This window comes from Chamaesiphon sp. VAR_48_metabat_135_sub (genome assembly GCF_031418915.1).
Taxonomy (GTDB): domain Bacteria; phylum Cyanobacteriota; class Cyanobacteriia; order Cyanobacteriales; family Chamaesiphonaceae; genus Chamaesiphon.
This window is the reverse complement of record NZ_JANOJV010000242.1, coordinates 1-21,408: the sequence shown is the minus strand read 5'-3', so window position 1 is coordinate 21,408 and position 21,408 is coordinate 1. Positions and strand designations below refer to the sequence as shown.

Below are 21,408 nucleotides of genomic sequence, written 5' to 3'. Positions count from 1 at the left end.
AATTCATCGTTATAATCTGTCCCAAGTTCAAGGCGTATTCTATCGCGCTAGCGAAATTACGATTAATGCTCATCGCAACGTCCCAGGACAATATAAGCTGCTATTTCGCTATTTAAAATTGTTCCAATTGATGACATATATAGAAGGAGATGCCGACCACGGATTTACAATTAAAGTAGATGGGCCGACTAGTCTATTTAAAGCTAGCACGAGATATGGACTCGCGATCGCCAAACTAATTCCCGCTATTTTACACGTCACAAAATGGAGCCTAAGTGCAACTTTACAAACCAAAGATTTCTACACCGGAAACCTCAAAATCGGTCGCTATAGTCTCACCGACAAATGTGGATTAGAAACTCACTATCCACCAGGAAAATCCTATGATAGTATGCTCGAAGCTGCTTTTGCCGATCGATGGGATAAACTTAAAACCGAGTGGGTATTAGAACGAGAAGTAGAACTACTGCCAATTCCTGGGAGTGTGATGATTCCCGATTTTCGCTTAGTACATCCCGATGGACGTAATTATATTTTAGAAATCGTCGGTTATTGGCGACCAGAATATTTACAGAAGAAATTTGCCCAAGTTCATAAGTCTGGCTGTAAAAATTTGATCTTAGCCATCTCCGAAAGGTTGAATTTAGACAAAGCTGGATTGAACGCCAACGATCTACCCTGCGAAGTAATTTGGTTTAAGGATAAATTATTGCCTAAATCAGTATTAGAAGTCATAGATCCAGTCAAAAATTGAATACCGGAGGTGTACCTATTTAAAAATCAAAATGTGCCTCTATGATACATTTTGATAGAGACTAGCTCAATAGAGATGCTCAGCTAATAGTCTAGATTGGGTCGTAACATGGGACTTTGAGAAAGAAGGATTAAAACGACAAAAAAATCGATAAAGTCAGTTACAGACGACCGCATCAATACACTAAATAATAGTTAAGCTGTCGAACATCTAAACCACATTAACTGCGTTGCCCTTGTTCTTTAATTTTCGATCCCATTTCATAATTAGCCCTTCTTCATTTACTCCCTTCCCGCTGCGAGAGTATAGATTACTCTTACTGCACCAGTGAACACTGGATCGCTGACGTGAATTTTATCCTCTCAAACCTAGTCATTGCAACCGATTGCAGCCAATCTATAGTCTTATGACGGGAAGGGAGTAGTTTAGGTACGATCGCTTCATAATCGATCGTGGCAAGCAGCGAACGGACGCGAACTAGTGGGACAATAGAAGTGAATTGCCTTATTTAGCAGGAGCACAATCAGAGTGACTAGCACGCTCAATCGCCCTACCGTTCAAACATTGCCAAATGGATTGACGATCGTTGCCGAACAGATGCCTGTAGAAGCGGTCAATCTGAATATCTGGCTGAATGTAGGTTCTTTCCTCGAGACTGATGCGATTAATGGGATGGCACACTTCCTGGAACATATGGTATTTAAAGGGACATCTAGACTAGCCGCAGGTGAATTTGAACGACTGGTCGAAGAACGTGGTGCGGTGACTAATGCGGCGACCAGTCAAGACTATACTCATTACTACATCACTACTGCACCCAAGGATTTTGCTGCGCTCGCGCCACTGCAGATCGATGTTGTCACCAATCCGCGCATTCCTGAGGATGATTTTGCCAGGGAGAAATTGGTCGTACTCGAAGAGATTCGCAGGTCGAATGATAGTTCCTCTCGGCGGATCTATCAACAGGCGATCGAGGTGGCATTTGCGAAGTTACCATATCGGCGACCAGTTTTAGGCCCAGAAGCGGTAATTGAGGGTGTTACGCCCCAACAGATGCGCTATTTCCATGCGACTCATTACCAACCTACCGCGATGACGGCGGTGGCTGTTGGCAATCTCCCCGTCGATGAATTGATTAATATTGTTGCTGATGGTTTTGCCGCTCAAAGCGGGAGTGTTCCTGCCCTGGAATTTGTTGGCAAAAAGGCCCCCCCGACTCCCGAACCGGCCTTTACCCGCATCGTCCGCGCCGAGCATATCGATCCTAGTCTGCAACAGGCTCGATTGATTATGGTGTGGCGGGTTCCTGGCTTAATGAATTTAGCCGAAACCTATCCGCTGGATATCTTAGCGGCGATTCTCAGTTCGGGGCGCACATCGCGATTGGTGAAAGAATTGCGGGAAGAACGCCAACTGGTAAATAATATCAGTGTTAGCAATATGAGTAACCGGATTCAGGGCTTGTTTTACCTCAGTGCTCAGTTACCGAGCGAAAATATCGCCCAAGTGGAGCAAATTATTGCCCAGCATATTTCCCAACTCCAAACGACCCTCGTTACAGACGCAGAAATCGCCCGCATCCGTCGTCAAGTCGCCAATCGTTATATCTTTGGGACAGAAACACCTAGCGATCGAGCAGATCTTTACGGTTATTATCGATCGGTAGTAGGAGATCTAACTCCAGCACTAAATTATCCCCAACAAATTCAATCTTTAGATGTCAGCACAATCCAACTCGCTGCTCGACAATATCTTTCTCCCAGTGCCTATGGAGTAATAACAGTAAAACCAGGTTGATTAACAGCAGCAATTCCTCTCTATTCTATCGCAACTGTTTTTGTTTCTGCTAGTCGATCGAAATTTACACCATTAAATACCCAATTCAGTGGGTGAAATTGCGCTGACAAAATGTAGTTTAACAATCGACTATTTAATTTACAACTGATTATTTTCTAGCACACCTCATCAATCTATTTTTTTGAATTAGATCTAATTAGTAGTGGATAGAGCGGACGGGTTGGGAAATTCAGTTTAGCTAGAGAATCGCGATGTTTAAATTTTAGAATACCACCATTTTTTAATGATAATCGATCGAGTCTAATTAATCGTTCGTCAATCATCTTTAGCATAATTACATTTTGAGTTTTTACGACACCAGCATGTTGCTTGGGCAACCAAGCTAGCCACTCAGTTATCTTGCTTAAAGGCAATAAATTAGCATTTTCTATCCGATCTTGCCAATTGCCGTAAAGTGGGTAAATACGGGGGACAACTTGCCACTGATTTGGAAACTCGTAAATATATTCTAATAGGGTAGGCATACTCCAACTATATGCTGCAATTTGGAGAGGATTGTGGAGATCTTTCTGTTCCACAAAAATGCTAGTTCCTTCCTCCAAATCGGGGCAAATTTTAATTATATTTGTCAGAAAATTTTGTTGTTTCGTCCAAGCGATCCGATAGTCATTTTGGACGATCGAACCAAAGCCAACTAGCAAAGCAAATATAGTTGCTAACCAAATCGTAACTAAACGTTTCTGAATATTAGTTCTAGCATTCGCTAATAGTCGATCTCCTCCTAGAGCACAGAGTATCGATCCACCGATAATTGCAGCTAAATGTACTCTAGATGCTCTGCCATCAATATCTGTTACTTTTAAAATAATGGTGAGTGGATAAGCGAGAAATAACATAATAATACCGATTACCCACAATTGAGATCGAGGTATTATTTTATCTCTAGCAGTAAGGATGGAACTATTAACATTGCTAGATGCTAATTTCGCTAAGATTGCCCAGATTAGAATCATACAAATCGGCACAAATACAAATAGTTCCGATCGCCAATTAGTAAGAGTATAAAACGGACGATAGAAGTACATCCCTAAGCTAATAAATGGTCCAGCAAGAGTATGCCATATTGCTGTACCGATCGCCGTTAATGGATTTAATTCGACCATTCGACTTTCGCTGACAAGTTTGCGAGTAATGATACTTATGGAGAGAATAATTCCGAGAATTGCAGCATGTTTGATGAGTTGATTTGCAATTCGCCGCTCCCATTTATTTTTAAGTAAAGGAGCCACCAAAAACAAAGGAAAGCATGTTTCGTAAGATATTAATGAAGCTGTAATTGCCAGATAAGCCAACCATCGTCGATCGCTAAGATAGGCATGAGTTGCTAAAAGAAAAAAGGTAACACAAGCATATAAACCGAGAGAATGAGTTAGGAAAGTTGCTGTCGTATCTGCAGGGAATAGACAAAAAGCTAGTCCACCAATTCCAGCAGCTCTCATACTTCTAGTCAACCGCCACATCAACCAATAAAATAATAATGTATTTGAGAGGATAATTAAATATCCACAGCAATAAACACCATTTATCCCCCCAATATTAAAGCTAATGAAGGAGAGAATATATGCCAAGCTAAAACCTAGCGATCTTCCTTGCGAAAATGTCAGCCATTTATTGATAACTAAGGAGATGACACCATTGATATCTGTAGAAATTGGTGTACCTATAAAGCTGTAATCATCTTCATATAGTCCAAATGTATTAATCTGCCAAAAATGAGCAACCCAGCAGATTCCAGCTAGCAGCAGTACCATGAGAACGTTGAGAACTTGAGTCGATCTAAGTCGATTATTGATATTGGTGAACACAAGTGTCATCGAGAAAACATCTCAAATTATATTATCACTTGTTGACCTCAATTCTTTAATTATTCTCTTGATCATCTACTTTTACTTGTATCTTATACCAGCATGAAATCCCTAGCGAAGTGAAGTAAAAGAATGCAACAGTTGGCGGAATTTACTCTGCTCCATCAATCTAATTTGAGCACGAGCATCACTCAATTCTTGTTGGGCAGCATTTAATTCCTGCTGAGTAATAGTTAATGTTTGTTGAACAACGGTTAATTCCTGCTGAGTAATAGTTAATGTCTGTTGAATAGCCGTTAATTCTTGCCGATCGTCAGTTAATTCCTGCTGAGTAATAGTTAATGTCTGTTGAGTGGTAACTAATTCCTGCAGATCGCTAGTTAATTTCTGTTGAAAAGCTTGTTCTAAAAGAGTAACAAAATCTATGGAATTGTCGCAGGACAATTCAGCATTAAACCCTGCTTCTAATGCCATCAGACAAATGAAGTAGCCGATTGAAATTCCCCCTGTTTGCCACCATTCTATTTTCTCGGCAATTGATTCGATCGAATTAGATCTAATCGGTCGATCGAGAATTTTTTTTAAAATAACATCACTACGTCCATAGTTATATAGGAGTTTAAATAAGTATTCAAACTGCAACCGTTCTGGATTGATATGATGGATTAGTTGCAATCTTGGTTGGTAGGCACATTCTAAACCTAATTCATAGGCACAATTGGCCAGCCATGAATCTGCCATCGATAATAGACCTTGTTTTCCTCTGCGTCCAAGGACTAGATTGGGTGCTAATTTTTGGAGATTCTTAAAGTACTGTTGCAAAACGACTTTACGGATGACGGCACCCGCACAAGGTGGTTCCCATTCGCCCCAGTAGTAATCACCTTCAATACATTTAGAAATTGGTTCGTCGCCTAGATTTTTAATGCCTAAATAGGGAAGTAATTCCTCCATCCACTGAGGATAATCTACTTTAATTCCAGATAACAATTTACCACCAAAATAACCAATTTCTGGGCATCGATCGAGAATTTCGATCGCAATCTCTAAATAATTAGGCGACAATTCATTATCATCATCTACCAAAATCAGTGCTTCACCTGGAATCGCTTGACTGGCTAATTCTCTTGCGTACATCGTTCCCAGTCGGGGTTCCTGCAATAGATAGTAAGTTATTCCAGCTTGTGCTAATGGAGCTAAATCGCTATTACTAATGGGGGGATTAGAAGCATTATCAATAATCCAAACTTGATATGCATCTTTACTTAGCGTCTGATTAGCAATCGCTGTTAAAATGATTGTAAATAGTTCTAATCGCGGATTGTGCGTACAGATACAAACATCGATCGACATAATCTTAATGATATTTCTTGAGATAATTGAGGTTTGGCTAGAGTGGATCTAGATTGACTACGATTTGGCTTCAAAAACATTTTTAATTTTCCTCTTTACAGCAATCCAACGTTCGCGCACTTTCCAAAATTTGCTTTGCTCCATCGATTGAATTCGATCGCGAGTATTATTCAAATTCTGCTGAGTAGTAGTTAAATCCTGTTGAGTGGTAGTTAAATCCTGTTGAGTAATGATTAAATTATGTTGAGTCGTAATTAAACTATGTTGAATCGTGGTAAGTTCCTGTTGAATGACAATTGAATTGTGTTGGATTTGTGTGAGTTCCTGTTGAGTAGTAATTAAATTTTGTTGGGTTTTAGTCGTAATTTTTCGAGCATCACTTAATTGCTGTTGGGTATCACTCAGTTGCTGTTGGGTATCACTTATTTGCTGTTGAGTTGTGGTCAATTGCTGTTGAGTATCACTCAATTGCTGTTGCGTAGTAGTGAGAATTTGTCGATCGGCACTCAATTGCTGTTGAGCAGTTGTTAAATCCTGTTGTAATTGCAATTGTTGACGATCGAAACTAGCTGAGATAGATCGCTGGATCTGGCGCAATTGATACCACGATAGTCGAACTAGAGGTGACAACTGAGTAGACCACATGTCGTCATTGAATTCAAGTAATCTCTTGGTGACAATTTCGGCCATTGCTAGTGCGGAAAATTGACGAGCAAACTCCAGACCACGCTCGATTAATCGAGCTTGAATTTCTGATGTTTGAACTTCAGCTAGAGCCGCAGATACGGCTAACCTATCGGTATAGCTTGGACTCAGTAGCGCGGATGTAGCAACGATCGAATATAGAGAATCTCGGTCGCTAATGATCGGACAGCCACAAGCCATTGCTGTCACAACAGAGACATCTAATCCGCGAATATCTGTTAAATCGATCGCCGCAATCGCACCAGAATAAGCAGCAACTAATTTCGATCGATCGCTGATGGTAATCGATTTAACATTTAATTGGGTTGGGATCGGATGGGATTCTAGCTGTTTACTCAGATGGATAATCTTAATATGCCCACGATCGATCGATGCAGACACAGCCGAACATATATCCAAAAATTGACGTTGACTCAGATGCCCCGCCGAAGTATCTATTTCGCCCAATAATACTAAGTAGGGAGTATCGATCTGATACTCCCGCTGAAATTCGGCAACGTCCTCAGCCGATGCTGGGCTAAAACTCGGATGAATCCCCCGATCTGGCAAGGCAGGCTGGATTGGTTCGCGGTGATGGTAAAGCTGTGCTAAATCTGTGAGTAGGGCAGAATCGGGGCTGGGTGGACCGACAATCGTGCTGACTCGATCTGTAGTTAAATGAAAGTCACCTCGATGAAAATCAGTTTTAAATCGATCGAGTCTAACTTCCAGTTCGCAAGTAAGGTCTTCAATCCAATTATCGGCACTGAGTTGGGGTCGAATCGTATTAGCGATTTCTTGAAACTGATAAACTGCTTGCTTTTGACTCGCCCAATCACTTACCAAATTACGTGGATCGAATGAGCCAGTCAGCGGGATAAATGGTGTCGGGGGTGCGAGGAATACTGGCGTATATTCCAGCCCGAGCGATTGACACCAATCATGCCACTTGAACGTTAACACTCCTTCATTCGTGACAATCGGTATCCACGGTACTCGTAGAGCATCAGCGACAATTGCACCATGCATTGCTTCTGCCAATAATACTTCGGTTTGGCTAATTGCTGCTAAGATTTGAGCGATCGACCAACGCGGATCGATATAGTTCCAGCCCAACTCCTGACAAATTAACTGCCAGTCACAATCTGCTTGCTGCCAGTGCGGCATGTAGGCAAATCTAAATAATTTCTGGGACAGTGGTTGAAAGCAGCGTCTGAGCAGTACCGCGCCATCTGTAACAGCTAATTCTGGTGCTAATTCCAAGGCGCGAGCTGAGAGTGGTCCCCTGACAGCATAAATCCGATCGATCGATTCGCGCTGTGGTAATCCATCCCCGTAGCCGACTCCCGTCGAAAAAACGATCCGCTGTTGGGCGGCAGGAGTGCGATAGGGCAACCATTCATTGATCAGGGTACCAATGCCAATAAAGGCAACTCGATCGTCCTCATTGAGTATTCCTGGCAGCAATCTCGACCATAGCCACGGGTTGAGGGCATCACCAAAATTAAAGTGTTCGTTATAGTAAAATAGTTTCATTAGAATTGCGCGTTCGATCTCTGTCAACTGTCAATTGTCAACCGATCTAATTTAGCTTCGATCTCCACAAACTTTTCACTTTTAACCATTTGCTCCGTAGCTTCCAAAATTTACTACTCTCCATCCACTCAACTAGATTGTAGGCTTGCTCTAATTGGTGCGGTAAATCCTGCGGTAAATCCTGCTCAAATAAATTGTATTTTTGTTGTAGCTGCTGATGTTGGAGCTGGTACTGTGACAATTCTGCCGTTAATGCCTGATTTTGTTGCTGGTACTGTGATAGTTCCGCCGTTAACGCCTGATTTTGTTGCTGGTATTGTGATAGTTCCGCCGTTAACGCCTGATTTTGTTGCTGACATTGTGACAATTCGGCTGTTAGTTGACGATACCCACGGATCGTCGTGAAGGACTGCGCTAGGGCACTAATATAATCTAACTGCTTGGGTACTAAGCGATCGAATCGCCCATCGATTGGTTTACCCAAAGTCAGCGATTTCCAAATCCACTCATCCGTGAGTCTATTTTCAAATAACGGAGCTAATTTTGCCGAGCGCACGCGAAATTCTTGCTGGATGTGTGGCTGAGTAATATAATCTACAGCTTGACGCAAACTATCTACATCATAATCGCAAATAATTCCAATTCCTAATCGCTGAATAAATCTAGCCGCTGCCGTATTTTGATTGCCGATAAATATAATCGGGGTATTGGAACTAGCCACAATAAAAGGAATGCGGCTGGGTAAACTCAACCAAGAATTGGGCGAATTATCATCATGTTCGTCTAGTTTCCCAGAGGCAATTATTACATAGGGATGTTCACGCAATACTTGAGATACTTCGCTCTCAGTGGGTAGAAAGCCTTTTTCGGTAATCCCATCGATCTGGAGTCGCGTTCGATCGCAAATATTCCATTCTGCACCCGTATTGCCATACCAATCGATGTTAATGCCTGCCGCCTTTGTCGTCTGTCGGAGTAATTTTAGCCAGGTGGGACTCCAAACATTACCAATCATTGCCCCCGTTTGAGCCTGAAGGATGTTAGGTGACAACTGGGGAATTTCGGGGTTAATTAGTTCGGGGGGTAACACGGGCGGTGCAAAGTACATCTCCACTCCATATTTAGCCAAGTAAACATCACACATTTCTGGAGAAATACCCAAACACAAGTTAGATTTGGACAAAAGTTCTGTCATTAAATCGTCAGGAATATCATGAATTAGGACATTCCGATCGTCCATGACATAAGTACAAATCGACGAACCAAATAGCTCGTGAATTGCTAAAGCTGTTAACACTTCATGACTGTGATATGGGATGCATAATACTCGATCGATCTGATAACCAGCTAAAGCTTGTTTGACCTTCGCTACTCCAGCCGCTCGATCGAGATCGCGGTGGGAAATTTGCATAGCTACGCCACCAAAGGTATGGTCTCCATCATAGATATCAATCGCCCGAATCGAGATGATATTTTTTGAGTCGGGAAAAATCCTTTGAACTAAGATGCCTACGCCATGACGATCGTTAATTTCTACGGCATAAATAACTACATCTACTTGAGTCAGAACTGGATCTGTACAAATCATATTTAATATTTACTTGTTTCTTTAATTAAGTAGAAATCGCTGACACTCGATCGATATCGCTTTCAAAACTTCGGCTACGTGTCGCTACGCCAACAGTGCAAGCTTTTAGCTAATTCAATACCGCAATCGCAATCTTTCATAAACAACACCTAATTCTTTGGCAAAAATACAAATTAGATAATTGCGAGAAATACTCTTTTTCCGCCACCATCTAAATGCTTTTCTCACTTCGTCTACTACATCATGCTCGATCGTTTGCCCCATTGCTTTATTCAATAAAATATGACTTCTTCCATAGCTAAATAGCAATTTGAAGAAATAGCTAAACTGCAACCGTTCGGGTTTAATATGATGGGTTAGCTTAAGGCTTGGTTGGTAAGAGCATTGTAAACCTAAATCGTAACTACATTTGGCAATTAATGAATCTTCACAAGATAGTAATCCTTTACTGCCTTGACGACCGATCACTAGATCGGAGGGGAGGTTTTCCAATGTTTCAAAATATTTTTGCAGCACAACTTTACGAACAACGGAACCAGCTCCCGGTGGTTCCCATTTGCCCCAATAGTAGTTACCTTCAATACACTGGGAAATTTCTTTTTCACCGACATCTTTTATACCTATGTACGGAAGAACTTCTTCCATCCATTGAGGATAAACTACTTTAATTCCAGACAATAGTTTCCCACCAAAATAGCCAATTTCTGGATTTTTATCGAGAATTTTAATTGCAATTTCTAAATAATCAGGTGACAATTCATTATCATCATCGACAAATATTAACGACTCTCCAGGGATAACTTGGCCTGCTAATTTCCGTGCGTACATATTGCCCAAGCGGGTTTCTTGCAACAGATGATAAGTTATCCCCGCCCGCTCTAGGGGAGCTAAATCGAGGTCGCTAATTGGCGGATTAGAAGCATTGTCAATAATCCAAACCTGATAAGCATCTTTAGAGATTGTTTGATTAGCAATGGCAGTTAAAACGATCGTAAATATTTCTAATCTGGGATTGTGAGTACAGACACAGACATCGATCGGCATAATTTTGATAATGAAAAGTTTTAGATCGATCGAGAGTTTTGATTTAGAATTGTGGGGAATTAAATCCTCAGAACGATCGGTGAGTCGATCGAATTAAATTTTCAGTTTGATTGTAAACAGATAGTCTACCTATCCTCTATTCACAAGTTATGAATTAGTTTAAAGATTCACATTCAGTTACGAACTCCGAACGATCGGACTTTTGACAGGTTTTCGTTCTGGCTTTGGCTCGAACACGATTGGACAAGACCAATCGACATCCCACCATTTAGAGTACTGCACGACATCATGAGGATCGGGCACCAATCCTAATAAATCTTCACGTACCGTATCTAAGAAAGCCCCAGTACTCACATCCATAAAAACTGTATTTAACAGCTTAAAATGTTGCTTGATCTTGATTTTAGTCCCATCTATTGTTTGATAAACCCTACTTTCAAAAAACTTGTTTACTCTACCACCATCTCTCGACCATTGATTGGTACTACCAGACTTCACCCATTGGACGGTACCATTGGCAAAATAAACTATCACCAGCTTAGGATCTTCTACTTTTTTTTCGTTCATAATAATTTTAGGCAGTGAGAAATTGTGCTTGATGATAGCTTACCGAAAAACGGCTAGGATGGCGAGTATCAACGTATCAGTCGTTCTGGTAATCGATCGAATCGCAATAAATCGTCATAACTTTCTCGTTGGATGATTGTATTTGCTTCACCATTATGCACCAATACCGCAGCGGGACGAGTAATCCGGTTATAGTTGGATGACATACTATAGTTATAAGCCCCAGTAGCCGGAACGACTAAAATATCTCCAGGTACAGCGGCGGCAATTTGGGCATCTTTAATCAGGATATCGCCAGATTCACAATGTTTGCCCGCGATCGTGACAGTTTCAGTCATCGGGGCGGACATTTTATTGGCGATCATCGCTCGATATTGAGATTGATAAGTGATCGGGCGCGGATTATCGGACATGCCACCATCGATACTGATATAGGTACGAATTCCTGGTACGGTTTTATTGCCACCGACGGTATAGGCAGTCACACAGCTACTCCCAATTAGCGAACGTCCAGGTTCGGAGAGAACGCGAGGATAGGCAACTCCATGTTTGTCACAGGCGATTTTGAGGGCGGTAGCGACGTTTTTGACCCACTCGTCGATGCTTTGCGGATCGTCCGCTTCGGTGTATTTAATTCCCAAACCACCACCGACATTAATTTCACTGATGGGTAAGCCGTGACTGAGGGCGAGTTGATACCATTCCACCATTACCCCAGCTAAATCTTGGTGGGGTTGCTGCTCGAAGATTTGGGAACCGATATGGGCGTGAACGCCGATACAGGTGATATTTGTCTGTTTGCTCAACCAGGTGAAGACTTCATCGAGTTGGTTGGGATCGAAGCCAAATTTACTATCTAAATGTCCAGTGCGAATATATTCGTGGGTGTGACACTCAATCCCTGGTGTGAGCCGAATCATTACGGGGACATTTTTACCTGTCATGCTGGCGATACTGGCAATATTTTCGAGTTCGAGCCAATTATCAGCAATAATCTTACAGTTTTTGGAGATTGCCAGTTCGAGTTCGGCGACAGATTTATTATTACCGTGGAAGTAGATATTTTCCGCGCTCACTCCAGCGTTAATCGCGGTGAGAATTTCGCCACCAGATACCACATCGATACCTAAACCTTCGCTATTGGCGATCGCGCATACCGCCAGGCAACTCCACGCTTTAGAAGCATATATTACCAGAGATTCGCCTGGGTAATATTTCTGCCACCCATGCCGATATTGCTGACAAGCTATCCGCACCGATTGCTCGTCCAGGATGTATAGCGGCGAACCAAATTGCTTGACTAATTCAGTGACATCACAGCCACCTATTTCCAAACAGTCTCGATCGTTAACTGTAGCAGTCAGCGGGAGCATGTGCTGGTTGGGCGATGCGTCGGGAGTCTGTGCGGGCAAATACTGGCGACTGGTGGGGTGAGTTGCAGAAATCAATACCATTGGACTGTTTGAAATACGATCTGGATAGTTAAATTATAATAGGACTAACTACGCTCCATGTGCAGAGCAAGAAGTAAAGATGTCTAAATTTGCGGCGGCTGCACCGTTGAAATCGATCGTGTTTGGGGGTGGAGATTTTGACTAGCGGACGGTTCATGCTCAGAGCCTTAATACGTAAAAATACAGCTTGACTGGCGATCGAAATTTCTTTTTAATATAATAGTACTATCAAGGCTCGATTCTCCACGGGAGAGGCTCCGCCAACGAAACTGACAATCTCACTGCTAGCGGGAGGATAAAATTGGATGAAACTAAGTAAAATCGATTTAAGCAGCTTAAAAGCGATCGCTCACGATCTTGATGGACTCAAACTGCTAATCGAACGCGAAGATAAGATTGAGTATATTGAAATTCCAGCTCCACTAGCTGCTTACGAGGGATTGCAACTGCTCGATCGAATTATCGCATCGCCAGCGGAGATTGCACCTAGTGAATCGATTGAGATGTTGTCCGCATGTTCGACGATGGCAGCTCAAGTCGGCTACGATTACGATCGGGAAATCTTGCAAATTGAGTTTAATAATGGCTCGGTTTACCAATATTTAGAAGTAGAACCAGAAATTTGGGAAGATCTTCAATCTACTGATTCGATTGGTGGCTTTTATAATCAGGAAATTAAAGGTTACTATCCATCGGTAAAAGTTGAGTAATTGCGAGTTAAATTATTTTCAATGGTGATGAATTTATGAGCTAAAACTTTAGACAGGAGTTCTTATAAATTGGCGACTAGACACGAACAACTACTGCTGCAACAAAATGACTTTGCCACCAACCATTAACACGCCTAGTTCCATTCAGCTCTGGCAGTGGATTGCTAACCCACTCAAGTATTTAGATAACTACGATCGGCAGTGTGGCGATCTGTTCTCAATTAACATGTCTGGTGGATTAAATCAAGCCATATTTATTAGCAATCCACAAACAATTCAACAGGTATTAACTAACGATACTAAAGAATTTTTGTCACCTGGCTCATCCAACCAAATTTTAAAACCTTTTTTGGGAGAGCGTGGCGTAATCTTATTAGATGGAACCGAACATCGTCAACGCAGACAGTTGTTAATGCCCCAGTTTCATGGTGATAAAATTCGGGTTTATACAGATCTGATTTGTGAGATCGCTCGAGATGTAGTTAAGCAATGGCAAGTTGGCGAAACTATTAATGTCCGAGCGCAAATGCAGTCAATTTCGCTATCAGTAATTCTACAAACTGTATTTGGATTATATCAAGGCGAACACTACGATCTGATTCGCGAGGGGTTAATTCAAGTTGGATCTTTAATTGACTCGCCACTTAATGCTAGCTTCCTGCTAATTCCAGCATTACAAAAAGATTTAGGAGTTTGGAGTCCGTGGGGACGATTTTTGCGCGATCGAGCGGCACTCGATCGATTAATATATCAGGTAATTGCCGATCGTCGTCACGACAATCGACCAGATCGCTCGGATATTTTAAACCTATTAATTGCTTCCAAAGATGCCGATGGAAATGGGATGAGCGATCTGGAGTTGCATGACGAACTGATGACGATGCTATTTGCTGGACATGAAACTACCGCAACGGCGTTATCTTGGGCAATTTATTGGATTAATTATCTACCCGAAGTTAGGGAAAAATTAATCGCAGAAATTGCCACACTAGGCACAGAACGCGATCCAATTACGATTAGCCGACTACCTTACTTAAATGCAGTGTGTTCGGAAACTTTACGGATTTATCCAGTCGGAATGCTAACATTTCCTCGCATTACCCAGGCACCAGTATTGTTGCAAGGATATGAACTCCCCGCTCAAACAGTCGTTGTTGGCTGTATTTATCTCACCCATCATCGTGAAGATCTATACCCCGAACCCCATCTCTTTAAACCAGAACGCTTTTTAGAGCGTCAATTTTCTACCTATGAATATCTCCCCTTCGGTGGTGGAAGTCGTCGCTGTATTGGGATGGCGTTAGCACAATTAGAAATGAAGTTAGTTTTAGTCGAAATATTTTCCCATTCTCAACTCGAACTTACCGGAAAATTACCTGTTGTACCTGCTCGACGGGGGGTAACATTAGGTCCTAAAGGGGGTGTGAGTATGAAGGTATTTTCTAAAAACTAAAACTCGACAATTACGGGGGCATGATCGCTGGGCTGGACTAATTTGCGGGGTTCGATATCGATCGAACAACTAGTAGCTCGATCGAGTAAATCTGTTGTTAAATAAAGATGATCGATGCGCCAACCACGATTGCGCTCAAATCCCTGTTGGCGATAATCCCACCAGCTAAAATGTCCACCTTCATTAGTGAATTTACGAAAACTATCTTGCAACCCTAAATCGAGTATCGATTTACGTAATAGTTCTCGTTCTGTTGATGTTGCCATAACTCGATCTTTAGCACTAGTTTTGCTATGAATATCGATGTCTTCGAGGGCAATATTAAAGTCACCACAGACGCAAATTGACTGCCGACCAGACTCAATTGTGGTTTTTAAATACTCACCTAATAACTCTAACCACCGCAGCTTATAGACGTATTTATCGCTACCAAATAGATTTCCATTCGGCACATAGAGATTGACAATTTGGACACCATCGAGATTGCCTGTAATTACCCGCTTTTGTTCGTCCAAATCTCCGACAGCTTCTGGGGCTAAGATACCACTAAAACCGCGACTGACGTTAGTTAATGGCTGCTTGCTAAATATGGCAACACCATTGTATGATTTCTGGCCAGAGATATAAGCATGATAACCGCAAGCTGCGATCGCTGCGATCGGAAATTGCTCGTCCACAACCTTGATTTCTTGAACGCAAAGTACATCAACAGGATTTTGTTGTAGCCAATTAGTTACGATATCTAGTCGCGTCCGAATCGAGTTAACATTCCAAGTAGCAATCTGCATTAGGTTTTAGGGATTTATGATTAGAGATTTAGACAGTAGAGCAGAATTTTGATACTTAATTACTTAGGATGCTCGATCGATCGCTAGGCAATTCTATGACCAGAGAAAATTATCGACATTTTCAATTCTATTGGCTATAAAATTATCACTCAAACTCTAAAAATACCCGGCACTCGATCGAGAATTGCTGCATAATATGGGTAACATAATAATAATGCACTTACTCCTGGTACATCGCGTCTCGAACAAATTATATGCGTAGCGATATCAATATGACCGCGAAGATCGATCCGAGCCTCGAAGAACAGCTTACCAAATTTGCGAGGTCTCGGCAAACTGGAGTCTGGAATCATCTAGATAAACAACAAGTTATTAGCGATATTCGAGATCGACTCAATAACCCTTACCAAATTCAACAGGGTGAACAACCTTTTTGCGGCCCTGCTGCGGTAGTATTTGAACTGATTCGCAAACAACCCGATCGTTATATCGATATCTGCCAAAATCTATACGAGCAGGGTAGTTTTGATGGCTATACCAAAAAAATCGTCGCGGCGGGCAGATTGTGTCGTAGTTATGGCAATCTGAGAATGCCCCAAGTTGATTGGATGCTTCTGGCTACCCTCCGCGATTGTGCCAATAAAGTCCTCCCCGTTCATCCGAAAGCGCCAAAAGTTGTCCGCGAACTTGGCGGTATTACCAAACCTTGGGAAATTAGTGGCTGGGTGCGAGAATTGCTCGGATATTCCCAGGCGAAATCTCATCCCACGCCACTAGCTGGCGAATTTCGCGCACTGCAGGAAGCCGACAGCTCGATTAAAGCTGGTGGTGTGGCTTTTGCGCTAATTAATTCTCAAGGCTTACTCGGCACCAATTCTTTCCTTGCTTCCCGTTTTCATCGGATTTATCCAAATCATTGGGTCGCAATTTCGGGTAATATCTCGATTCTCGGACCGAGCGGCTACGCCAACGAACCATCAACGAAAATAACTAAAAATAAGCAGAGTAGAGTTAATTTTGATATCTATTCTTGGGGTCGAAAAATTCACGTTAATACTGACACAGCAACAATCAAAGATTTTTTTTGGGGTGTAACCATCGGTAAGTAAGTATGGTCAGATCTGGGGATAAACAAAGTAATTAGGCCGGTTGTGAAGTTGGGGTAACTTTGATCAACTTAGTTGAAATTCACTCCATCGCTGACAAATTTGGTGATGACAATCTGGCGGAGAAATTTTCAAGCTTTGACACCAGCCGATATCTAAATTGACACCAGACTCATTGGCGTAGCCTCTTTGAAAGAGAATCGCAAAAACTAGTTCGGTCTGCGGTTGATAATTAGCTACAGCAGTTAAGATCGGATCGATCGATCGATCTGGGACCAGCCATTCTTGTAAGTAAATGGATAATTGCTGCTGGGGAATATAGCGAAAATTGAGGTTTGGCTCTTGTATATCTCCCCAATGATGGTCTGAATCGTCCATGAGGTCGATCTCGCTACTAATAACTACGAGTCCTCGATCGCAATTTAAGTAGCCTTGCCAAGCCTGATAGCCAATCCACAAGAAGTTTTGGGCGAAGAAATTGGTGCGGCGAGAGCGATTATAATGCCGCATGGGTAGGGGTAGGAAGAGTGAGTGGGGGAATTTTGGCGAGGATACCTTGTTTGAGTGGTGCGGGACGTTCTGCCCAGGGCAAGATGCCAGTGGGATGCTGATAGTATTTTTCAGCACAGTCCAAAATATTGCTCAACGGAATACTCGGATCGTTGGTAGATACGTCGCCAAATAAATAGGTATGCTTCCCCGCTGCGGCAAAAGAAATCGCACACGATCGACTACAAGCACTCATACAACCGACAGATTGTAGGGGAAACTCCGTTGCTAAATCCCAACTTTGATGCAATTCTTGCAATTCTTGCAGCAGCAACTCGCCCGCGCTCGTACCAATCCGCCGACCATCTTCCCACTTACTACCGCAAGTGGTACAAACAAATAGACAATGTTGTGGGTTCACCTAATACCTCGTAGGTTATATTGACCGATATGTAGCTTCTGGCGGGCGTTCTGACTTTATTGATGCTAAGTTTGCATTCAATTACAGTTGCGGGACAGTGCTGGATTTTCACCAGGCTTTCCCCATTACTTCGATTGGCTGTTCCCCGATCGAACCAGATGCGAGATTTAATTATACAGGTTGTGAGGTTGGTTGTGGGAAATTTCTGGCGTTGCTGGGTCGGGGTTTGGGATTCGGGATTCGGGGTTCGGGATTCGGAAAAAGCTCACTAGACAGCATGGTAGAAGTTTCCCGATCGAGGGGTATCACTGTCAGGATAGAAAGACGATAGAATTGGATAATGTGTGACTTTGTTTAAATTTTTTTGATTCATTTATGACTGTGACTGCTATTACTGAAACTGATGCGTCGCTTGGCGATAGAACTAATTTTGATGCGATTATTATCGGTTCGGGAATCGGCGGATTGGTGACGGCTACTCAGTTGGCGGCTAAGGGTGCAAAAGTATTGGTATTGGAGCGGTATCTGATTCCAGGTGGCAGTGCGGGATATTTCGATCGACAGGGATATCGATTTGATGTCGGTGCTTCGATGATTTTTGGGTTTGGGAAGCAGGGGACTACGAATTTATTGACTCGTGCTTTAGCTGCAGTGGGAGAAAGGATCGAGACGATTCCCGATCGAGTGCAGGTGCAGTATCATTTACCTAACGCTCTAGATATTAAGGTTCATCAAGATTACGAGCAGTTTTTACAAGAATTAATTGCGAATTTTCCAAATGAAGCAAAAGGAATTCGACAGTTTTATGATGAGTGTTGGCGGGTATTTAATTGTCTGAATGCGATGGATTTATTATCGCTAGAGGAATTGCGATATTTAACTCGTGTCTTCTTTCAACATCCGGCGGCTTGTCTGGGTTTAGTCAAGTATTTACCTTTGAATGTCGGAGATATTGCGCGTAAGTATATTCAAGATCCAGATGTACTTAAATTCATCGATATCGAGTGTTATATTTGGTCGGTAGTCCCTGCGGAAATGACTCCGATGATTAATGCGGGGATGGTATTTTCCGATCGACATTATGGTGGGATAAATTATCCCAAAGGTGGAGTCGGACAAATCGCTCAAAAGTTAGTCTCTGGATTGGAAAAAGCTGGCGGTAAAATCCACTATCAATCGCGGGTGACGAAAATTATCACCGAGCAAGGTAAGGCTGTCGGGGTAGAATTGGCAAATGGCAAGACTTTTCGCGCCAAACGGATCGTATCCAATGCCACCCGCTGGGATACTTTCGAGCAACTATTGCCAGCGGCAGAAATGCCCAAGCAGGAGCAGAAATGGCAGGAACGCTATCAGAAGTCGCCCGCCTTCTTGAGTCTACATTTAGGTGTAACTGCAAGTGTATTGCCTGTTGGTACTGAGTGTCACCACGTACTGCTCGAAGATTGGACGCAGATGGAAGAGCCAGAAGGAACGATTTTTGTTTCGATTCCCACTTTACTAGATCCGAGTTTGGCACCTGAAGGACATCATATCATCCATGCTTTTACACCCAGTTGGATGAGCGATTGGCAAGGTTTAACGCCCAGTGAATATCAAGCAAAAAAAGAGGCACGAGCGGGAGTAATGCTCGATCGATTGGAGCGAATTTTCCCTGGTTTGAACGTGGGTTTAGATTTTATGGAAGTTGGTACTCCCCGCACTCACAGACGCTTTCTCGGACGCGCTGATGGCAGCTACGGGCCGATTCCGCGCCGGAAGTTACCAGGATTATTAAATATGCCTTTCAATCGCACAGCGGTGCCTGGATTGTATTGTGTCGGAGATAGTACTTTTCCAGGGCAAGGGCTAAATGCTGTGGCATTTTCGGGGTTTGCCTGCGCTCACCGAATTGCAGCAGATTTGGGGCTGTGAAGATTAAATTTAGGGTAGGGAAGTGTGGGGTGTCGAAAAAGGACGCTTGCGTCCAAATCCACCATCCACCATCCACTATTCACCATCCACTTGGGTTAATAGCCATATTCTGGTAGAATTTTGAAGGTTTCTATCAGTGGCATCAATGGCTTCAACTCGCGCACGCATCGCACTAGACGCAATGGGTGGGGATGATGCACCCGCAGCCATAGTCGCGGGTGCGATCCAAGCCCAAACAGAATTAGCAGATGTAGATGTATTGTTAGTAGGCGATCTGGAGCAAATTCAGGCTTGTCTAAATCGGCATCCCAACGCTCCCAAGATCGAAATCGTGCCCGCCGAAGGTACGATCGAAATGCATGAAGAACCATTGGGTGCGCTGCGGCGCAAACCCAAGGCTTCGATTAATGTCGCGATGCAACTCGTCAAAGAGGGTAAGGCTGATGCGGTAGTTTCGGCTGGGCATTCTGGGGCAGCAATGGCAGCAGCATTATTAAGATTAGGACGTTTGCGGGGGATCGATCGACCTGCAATTGCGGCAATATTTCCGACTAATCGAGCAGATAAATCGGTGGTGATTTTAGATGTCGGCGCGAATGTCGATTGTCGCCCCAAATATCTCGAACAATTTGCGGTGATGGGTTCTGTCTATAGTCAATACGTGCTAGGTGTGGAAACGCCAAAGGTTGGCTTGCTGAATATCGGTGAAGAAGAATCCAAAGGTAACGAGGCTGCCGTTAAGGCACATGAAAGCTTGCAACAAAATCAGCATATCAACTTTGTGGGCAATGCTGAAGGGCGCGATGTCCTCTCAGGTAACTTTGATGTAATTGTCTGCGATGGTTTCGTCGGCAACATCTTGCTCAAGTTTGCTGAAGCTGTCGGCAATATCGTCGTGCAGATGCTCAAGGAAGAGCTACCACGGGGGGTAAATGGCAAAATTGGTACAGCTCTACTCAAACCCAATCTCCAACGCCTGAAGAAGAGAATCGATGCCGCCGAACATGGTGGTGGTTTATTATTAGGAGTAGAGGGGGTCTGTATTATTAGTCATGGTAGTTCGGATGCATTCTCGATCGCCAATGCCATTCGTTCTGCTAAAAGTGCTGTGGATAAAAATGTTATCGCTCAAATTCAGTCTTCCACCCGCGATAAATCACCTAAAGAAGAACCTGTCGCTAGTGACTAATTTCTAGTTATGTTGGGGTAAAGGGGAAAGGGTAAGGGGTAAAGCGGATGCGCTCCTCGGGTTACCCGACGGTTTGCGAAAAGTGCTGCTGGTCGGGTGACCCGAGTGGTCTTGGGGTTTCCCCTGTCTTGACTCACCTTTTTTGACGGGGAACCCGTCCAAAAAAGGTGAGTCGCAAGTAGAGCACCTTTTCAAGACAGCGGCGCAGTGTGGTCGGGTTCCCCGACCATACAACTGCGACAAGACAAGACAACGACAAGACAGTGAACCAATCAGGGTAAACTCTTATCTTGTGACAAATGCTGTGATTAATTAGTAATGTTGGTAAAAGTGAAGAGTACTTTGCTCATCTAAAATATATAGATTATATAGATGCAAATCATTGCAATATCAATACCTATATTTCGCCCTTTCCCCTTTCCCCTTTCCCCCTCCTACCCCTTAATCTAAATGCCATCAAATAACACATCAATGGGTGTCACTTTTATCGGATGCGGTGCGGCGGCTCCAGAGACTGTGGTGCTCAATGATGCCCTCGCGCAGGTGGTAGATACCTCCGATGAATGGATTTCTAGCCGCACGGGGATTCGTCAACGGCACATTAGCAACGCGAACGAGTCATTGGCTAGTTTGGCGACTCAAGCAGCACAGCAGGCTCTAGACATGGCAGGTGTGGCTGCTACCGATGTCGATATG

General features: G+C 43.1%; 17 protein-coding genes, 1 pseudogene and 1 riboswitch. Of the genes and pseudogenes, 8 read left to right on the top strand and 10 right to left on the bottom strand.

The features are described 5' to 3' along the window. Both RMO55_RS16910 and RMO55_RS16905 read left to right on the top strand, forming a co-directional pair. The coding region (locus RMO55_RS16910; protein WP_310428409.1) for a DUF790 family protein at positions 1 to 754 on the top strand (754 nt) is incomplete at its 5' end. Positions 755 to 1,282: 528 nt separating this feature from the next. Then, positions 1,283 to 2,551, top strand: coding sequence for a pitrilysin family protein (locus tag RMO55_RS16905; protein WP_310428407.1), 1,269 nt, complete (start codon positions 1,283 to 1,285; stop codon positions 2,549 to 2,551). 173 nt (positions 2,552 to 2,724) lie between these two features. Here RMO55_RS16905 and RMO55_RS16900 read toward each other — a convergent pair whose 3' ends face one another. From RMO55_RS16900 to lysA, 7 genes are all read right to left on the bottom strand, one after another. After that, the gene (locus RMO55_RS16900) at positions 2,725 to 4,425 is read right to left on the bottom strand and encodes a hypothetical protein (RefSeq protein ID WP_310428405.1); all 1,701 of its coding nucleotides are present in this window, start codon (positions 4,423 to 4,425) and stop codon (positions 2,725 to 2,727) included. 102 nt (positions 4,426 to 4,527) lie between these two features. Beyond that, on the bottom strand, positions 4,528 to 5,769 hold the full coding sequence (locus RMO55_RS16895) for a glycosyltransferase (RefSeq protein WP_310428403.1): 1,242 nt from the start codon (positions 5,767 to 5,769) through the stop codon (positions 4,528 to 4,530). A gap of 57 nt (positions 5,770 to 5,826) precedes the next feature. Further along, entirely contained in the window at positions 5,827 to 7,989 is a 2,163-nt protein-coding gene (locus tag RMO55_RS16890; RefSeq protein WP_310428401.1) for a polysaccharide pyruvyl transferase family protein, read from the bottom strand. A 46-nt stretch (positions 7,990 to 8,035) separates the two neighbouring features. Further along, positions 8,036 to 9,577, bottom strand: coding sequence for a cell division protein ZapB (locus tag RMO55_RS16885; RefSeq protein ID WP_310428399.1), 1,542 nt, complete (start codon positions 9,575 to 9,577; stop codon positions 8,036 to 8,038). A gap of 114 nt (positions 9,578 to 9,691) precedes the next feature. Further along, complete coding sequence (locus tag RMO55_RS16880; protein WP_310428397.1) at positions 9,692 to 10,621, bottom strand: glycosyltransferase; 930 nt, start codon at positions 10,619 to 10,621, stop codon at positions 9,692 to 9,694. 177 nt (positions 10,622 to 10,798) lie between these two features. Beyond that, on the bottom strand, positions 10,799 to 11,188 hold the full coding sequence (locus RMO55_RS16875; RefSeq protein WP_310428395.1) for a hypothetical protein: 390 nt from the start codon (positions 11,186 to 11,188) through the stop codon (positions 10,799 to 10,801). 68 nt (positions 11,189 to 11,256) lie between these two features. Next, positions 11,257 to 12,642 carry a diaminopimelate decarboxylase gene (lysA, locus tag RMO55_RS16870; protein ID WP_396134369.1) on the bottom strand — a complete coding sequence of 462 codons (1,386 nt, stop codon included), beginning with the start codon at positions 12,640 to 12,642 and terminating at the stop codon, positions 11,257 to 11,259. A 305-nt stretch (positions 12,643 to 12,947) separates the two neighbouring features. Here lysA and RMO55_RS16865 point away from each other — a divergent pair, with 305 nt between their 5' ends. Further along, positions 12,948 to 13,352 (top strand): KTSC domain-containing protein, encoded by a 405-nt coding sequence (locus tag RMO55_RS16865; protein WP_310428393.1) that lies wholly within the window; start codon positions 12,948 to 12,950, stop codon positions 13,350 to 13,352. A 106-nt stretch (positions 13,353 to 13,458) separates the two neighbouring features. After that, positions 13,459 to 14,805, top strand: a complete 1,347-nt coding sequence (locus tag RMO55_RS16860; RefSeq protein ID WP_310428391.1) for a cytochrome P450 — start codon at positions 13,459 to 13,461, stop codon at positions 14,803 to 14,805. Here RMO55_RS16860 and xth read toward each other — a convergent pair. Then, entirely contained in the window at positions 14,802 to 15,593 is a 792-nt protein-coding gene (gene xth, locus RMO55_RS16855) for an exodeoxyribonuclease III (protein ID WP_310428388.1), read from the bottom strand. The two genes, RMO55_RS16860 and xth, sit on opposite strands and share 4 nt — an antisense overlap. A gap of 254 nt (positions 15,594 to 15,847) precedes the next feature. On the opposite strand from xth, the gene RMO55_RS16850 reads away from it, so the two are divergent. Further along, the gene (locus tag RMO55_RS16850) at positions 15,848 to 16,702 is read left to right on the top strand and encodes a hypothetical protein (protein WP_310428386.1); all 855 of its coding nucleotides are present in this window, start codon (positions 15,848 to 15,850) and stop codon (positions 16,700 to 16,702) included. Positions 16,703 to 16,765: 63 nt separating this feature from the next. On the opposite strand, the gene RMO55_RS16845 is transcribed toward RMO55_RS16850, so the two are convergent. Next, the gene (locus tag RMO55_RS16845) at positions 16,766 to 17,209 is read right to left on the bottom strand and encodes a hypothetical protein (RefSeq protein ID WP_310428384.1); all 444 of its coding nucleotides are present in this window, start codon (positions 17,207 to 17,209) and stop codon (positions 16,766 to 16,768) included. After that, entirely contained in the window at positions 17,196 to 17,609 is a 414-nt protein-coding gene (locus tag RMO55_RS16840; protein WP_310428382.1) for a DUF1636 domain-containing protein, read from the bottom strand. The genes RMO55_RS16845 and RMO55_RS16840 overlap by 14 nt, the downstream gene beginning before the upstream one ends. A 22-nt stretch (positions 17,610 to 17,631) precedes the next feature. Next, positions 17,632 to 17,783, bottom strand: a riboswitch (cobalamin riboswitch). 201 nt (positions 17,784 to 17,984) lie between these two features. Here RMO55_RS16840 and crtH point away from each other — a divergent pair. The 3 genes and pseudogenes from crtH to RMO55_RS16825 all read left to right on the top strand — a co-directional run. Continuing rightward, positions 17,985 to 19,523 carry a carotenoid isomerase gene (gene crtH / locus RMO55_RS16835; RefSeq protein ID WP_310428380.1) on the top strand — a complete coding sequence of 513 codons (1,539 nt, stop codon included), beginning with the start codon at positions 17,985 to 17,987 and terminating at the stop codon, positions 19,521 to 19,523. A 145-nt stretch (positions 19,524 to 19,668) separates the two neighbouring features. Continuing rightward, complete coding sequence (gene plsX / locus RMO55_RS16830; RefSeq protein ID WP_310428377.1) at positions 19,669 to 20,712, top strand: phosphate acyltransferase PlsX; 1,044 nt, start codon at positions 19,669 to 19,671, stop codon at positions 20,710 to 20,712. A gap of 450 nt (positions 20,713 to 21,162) precedes the next feature. Next, a pseudogene (locus RMO55_RS16825) lies at positions 21,163 to 21,408 on the top strand (3-oxoacyl-ACP synthase); the annotation flags it as partial.

What these genes read in the sequence shown, in the direction of transcription:
- lysA (WP_396134369.1), bottom strand. Translation starts at nt 12,642, where the DNA reads ATGGTATTGATTTCTGCAACTCACCCCACCAGTCGCCAGTATTTGCCC.
- RMO55_RS16850 (WP_310428386.1), top strand. Translation starts at nt 15,848, where the DNA reads ATGCGTAGCGATATCAATATGACCGCGAAGATCGATCCGAGCCTCGAA.
- RMO55_RS16845 (WP_310428384.1), bottom strand. Translation starts at nt 17,209, where the DNA reads ATGCGGCATTATAATCGCTCTCGCCGCACCAATTTCTTCGCCCAAAAC.
- RMO55_RS16860 (WP_310428391.1), top strand. Translation starts at nt 13,459, where the DNA reads ATGACTTTGCCACCAACCATTAACACGCCTAGTTCCATTCAGCTCTGG.
- RMO55_RS16895 (WP_310428403.1), bottom strand. Translation starts at nt 5,769, where the DNA reads ATGTCGATCGATGTTTGTATCTGTACGCACAATCCGCGATTAGAACTA.
- RMO55_RS16900 (WP_310428405.1), bottom strand. Translation starts at nt 4,425, where the DNA reads ATGACACTTGTGTTCACCAATATCAATAATCGACTTAGATCGACTCAA.
- crtH (WP_310428380.1), top strand. Translation starts at nt 17,985, where the DNA reads ATGACTGTGACTGCTATTACTGAAACTGATGCGTCGCTTGGCGATAGA.
- RMO55_RS16875 (WP_310428395.1), bottom strand. Translation starts at nt 11,188, where the DNA reads ATGAACGAAAAAAAAGTAGAAGATCCTAAGCTGGTGATAGTTTATTTT.
- RMO55_RS16890 (WP_310428401.1), bottom strand. Translation starts at nt 7,989, where the DNA reads ATGAAACTATTTTACTATAACGAACACTTTAATTTTGGTGATGCCCTC.
- xth (WP_310428388.1), bottom strand. Translation starts at nt 15,593, where the DNA reads ATGCAGATTGCTACTTGGAATGTTAACTCGATTCGGACGCGACTAGAT.
- RMO55_RS16865 (WP_310428393.1), top strand. Translation starts at nt 12,948, where the DNA reads ATGAAACTAAGTAAAATCGATTTAAGCAGCTTAAAAGCGATCGCTCAC.
- RMO55_RS16885 (WP_310428399.1), bottom strand. Translation starts at nt 9,577, where the DNA reads ATGATTTGTACAGATCCAGTTCTGACTCAAGTAGATGTAGTTATTTAT.
- plsX (WP_310428377.1), top strand. Translation starts at nt 19,669, where the DNA reads ATGGCTTCAACTCGCGCACGCATCGCACTAGACGCAATGGGTGGGGAT.
- RMO55_RS16880 (WP_310428397.1), bottom strand. Translation starts at nt 10,621, where the DNA reads ATGCCGATCGATGTCTGTGTCTGTACTCACAATCCCAGATTAGAAATA.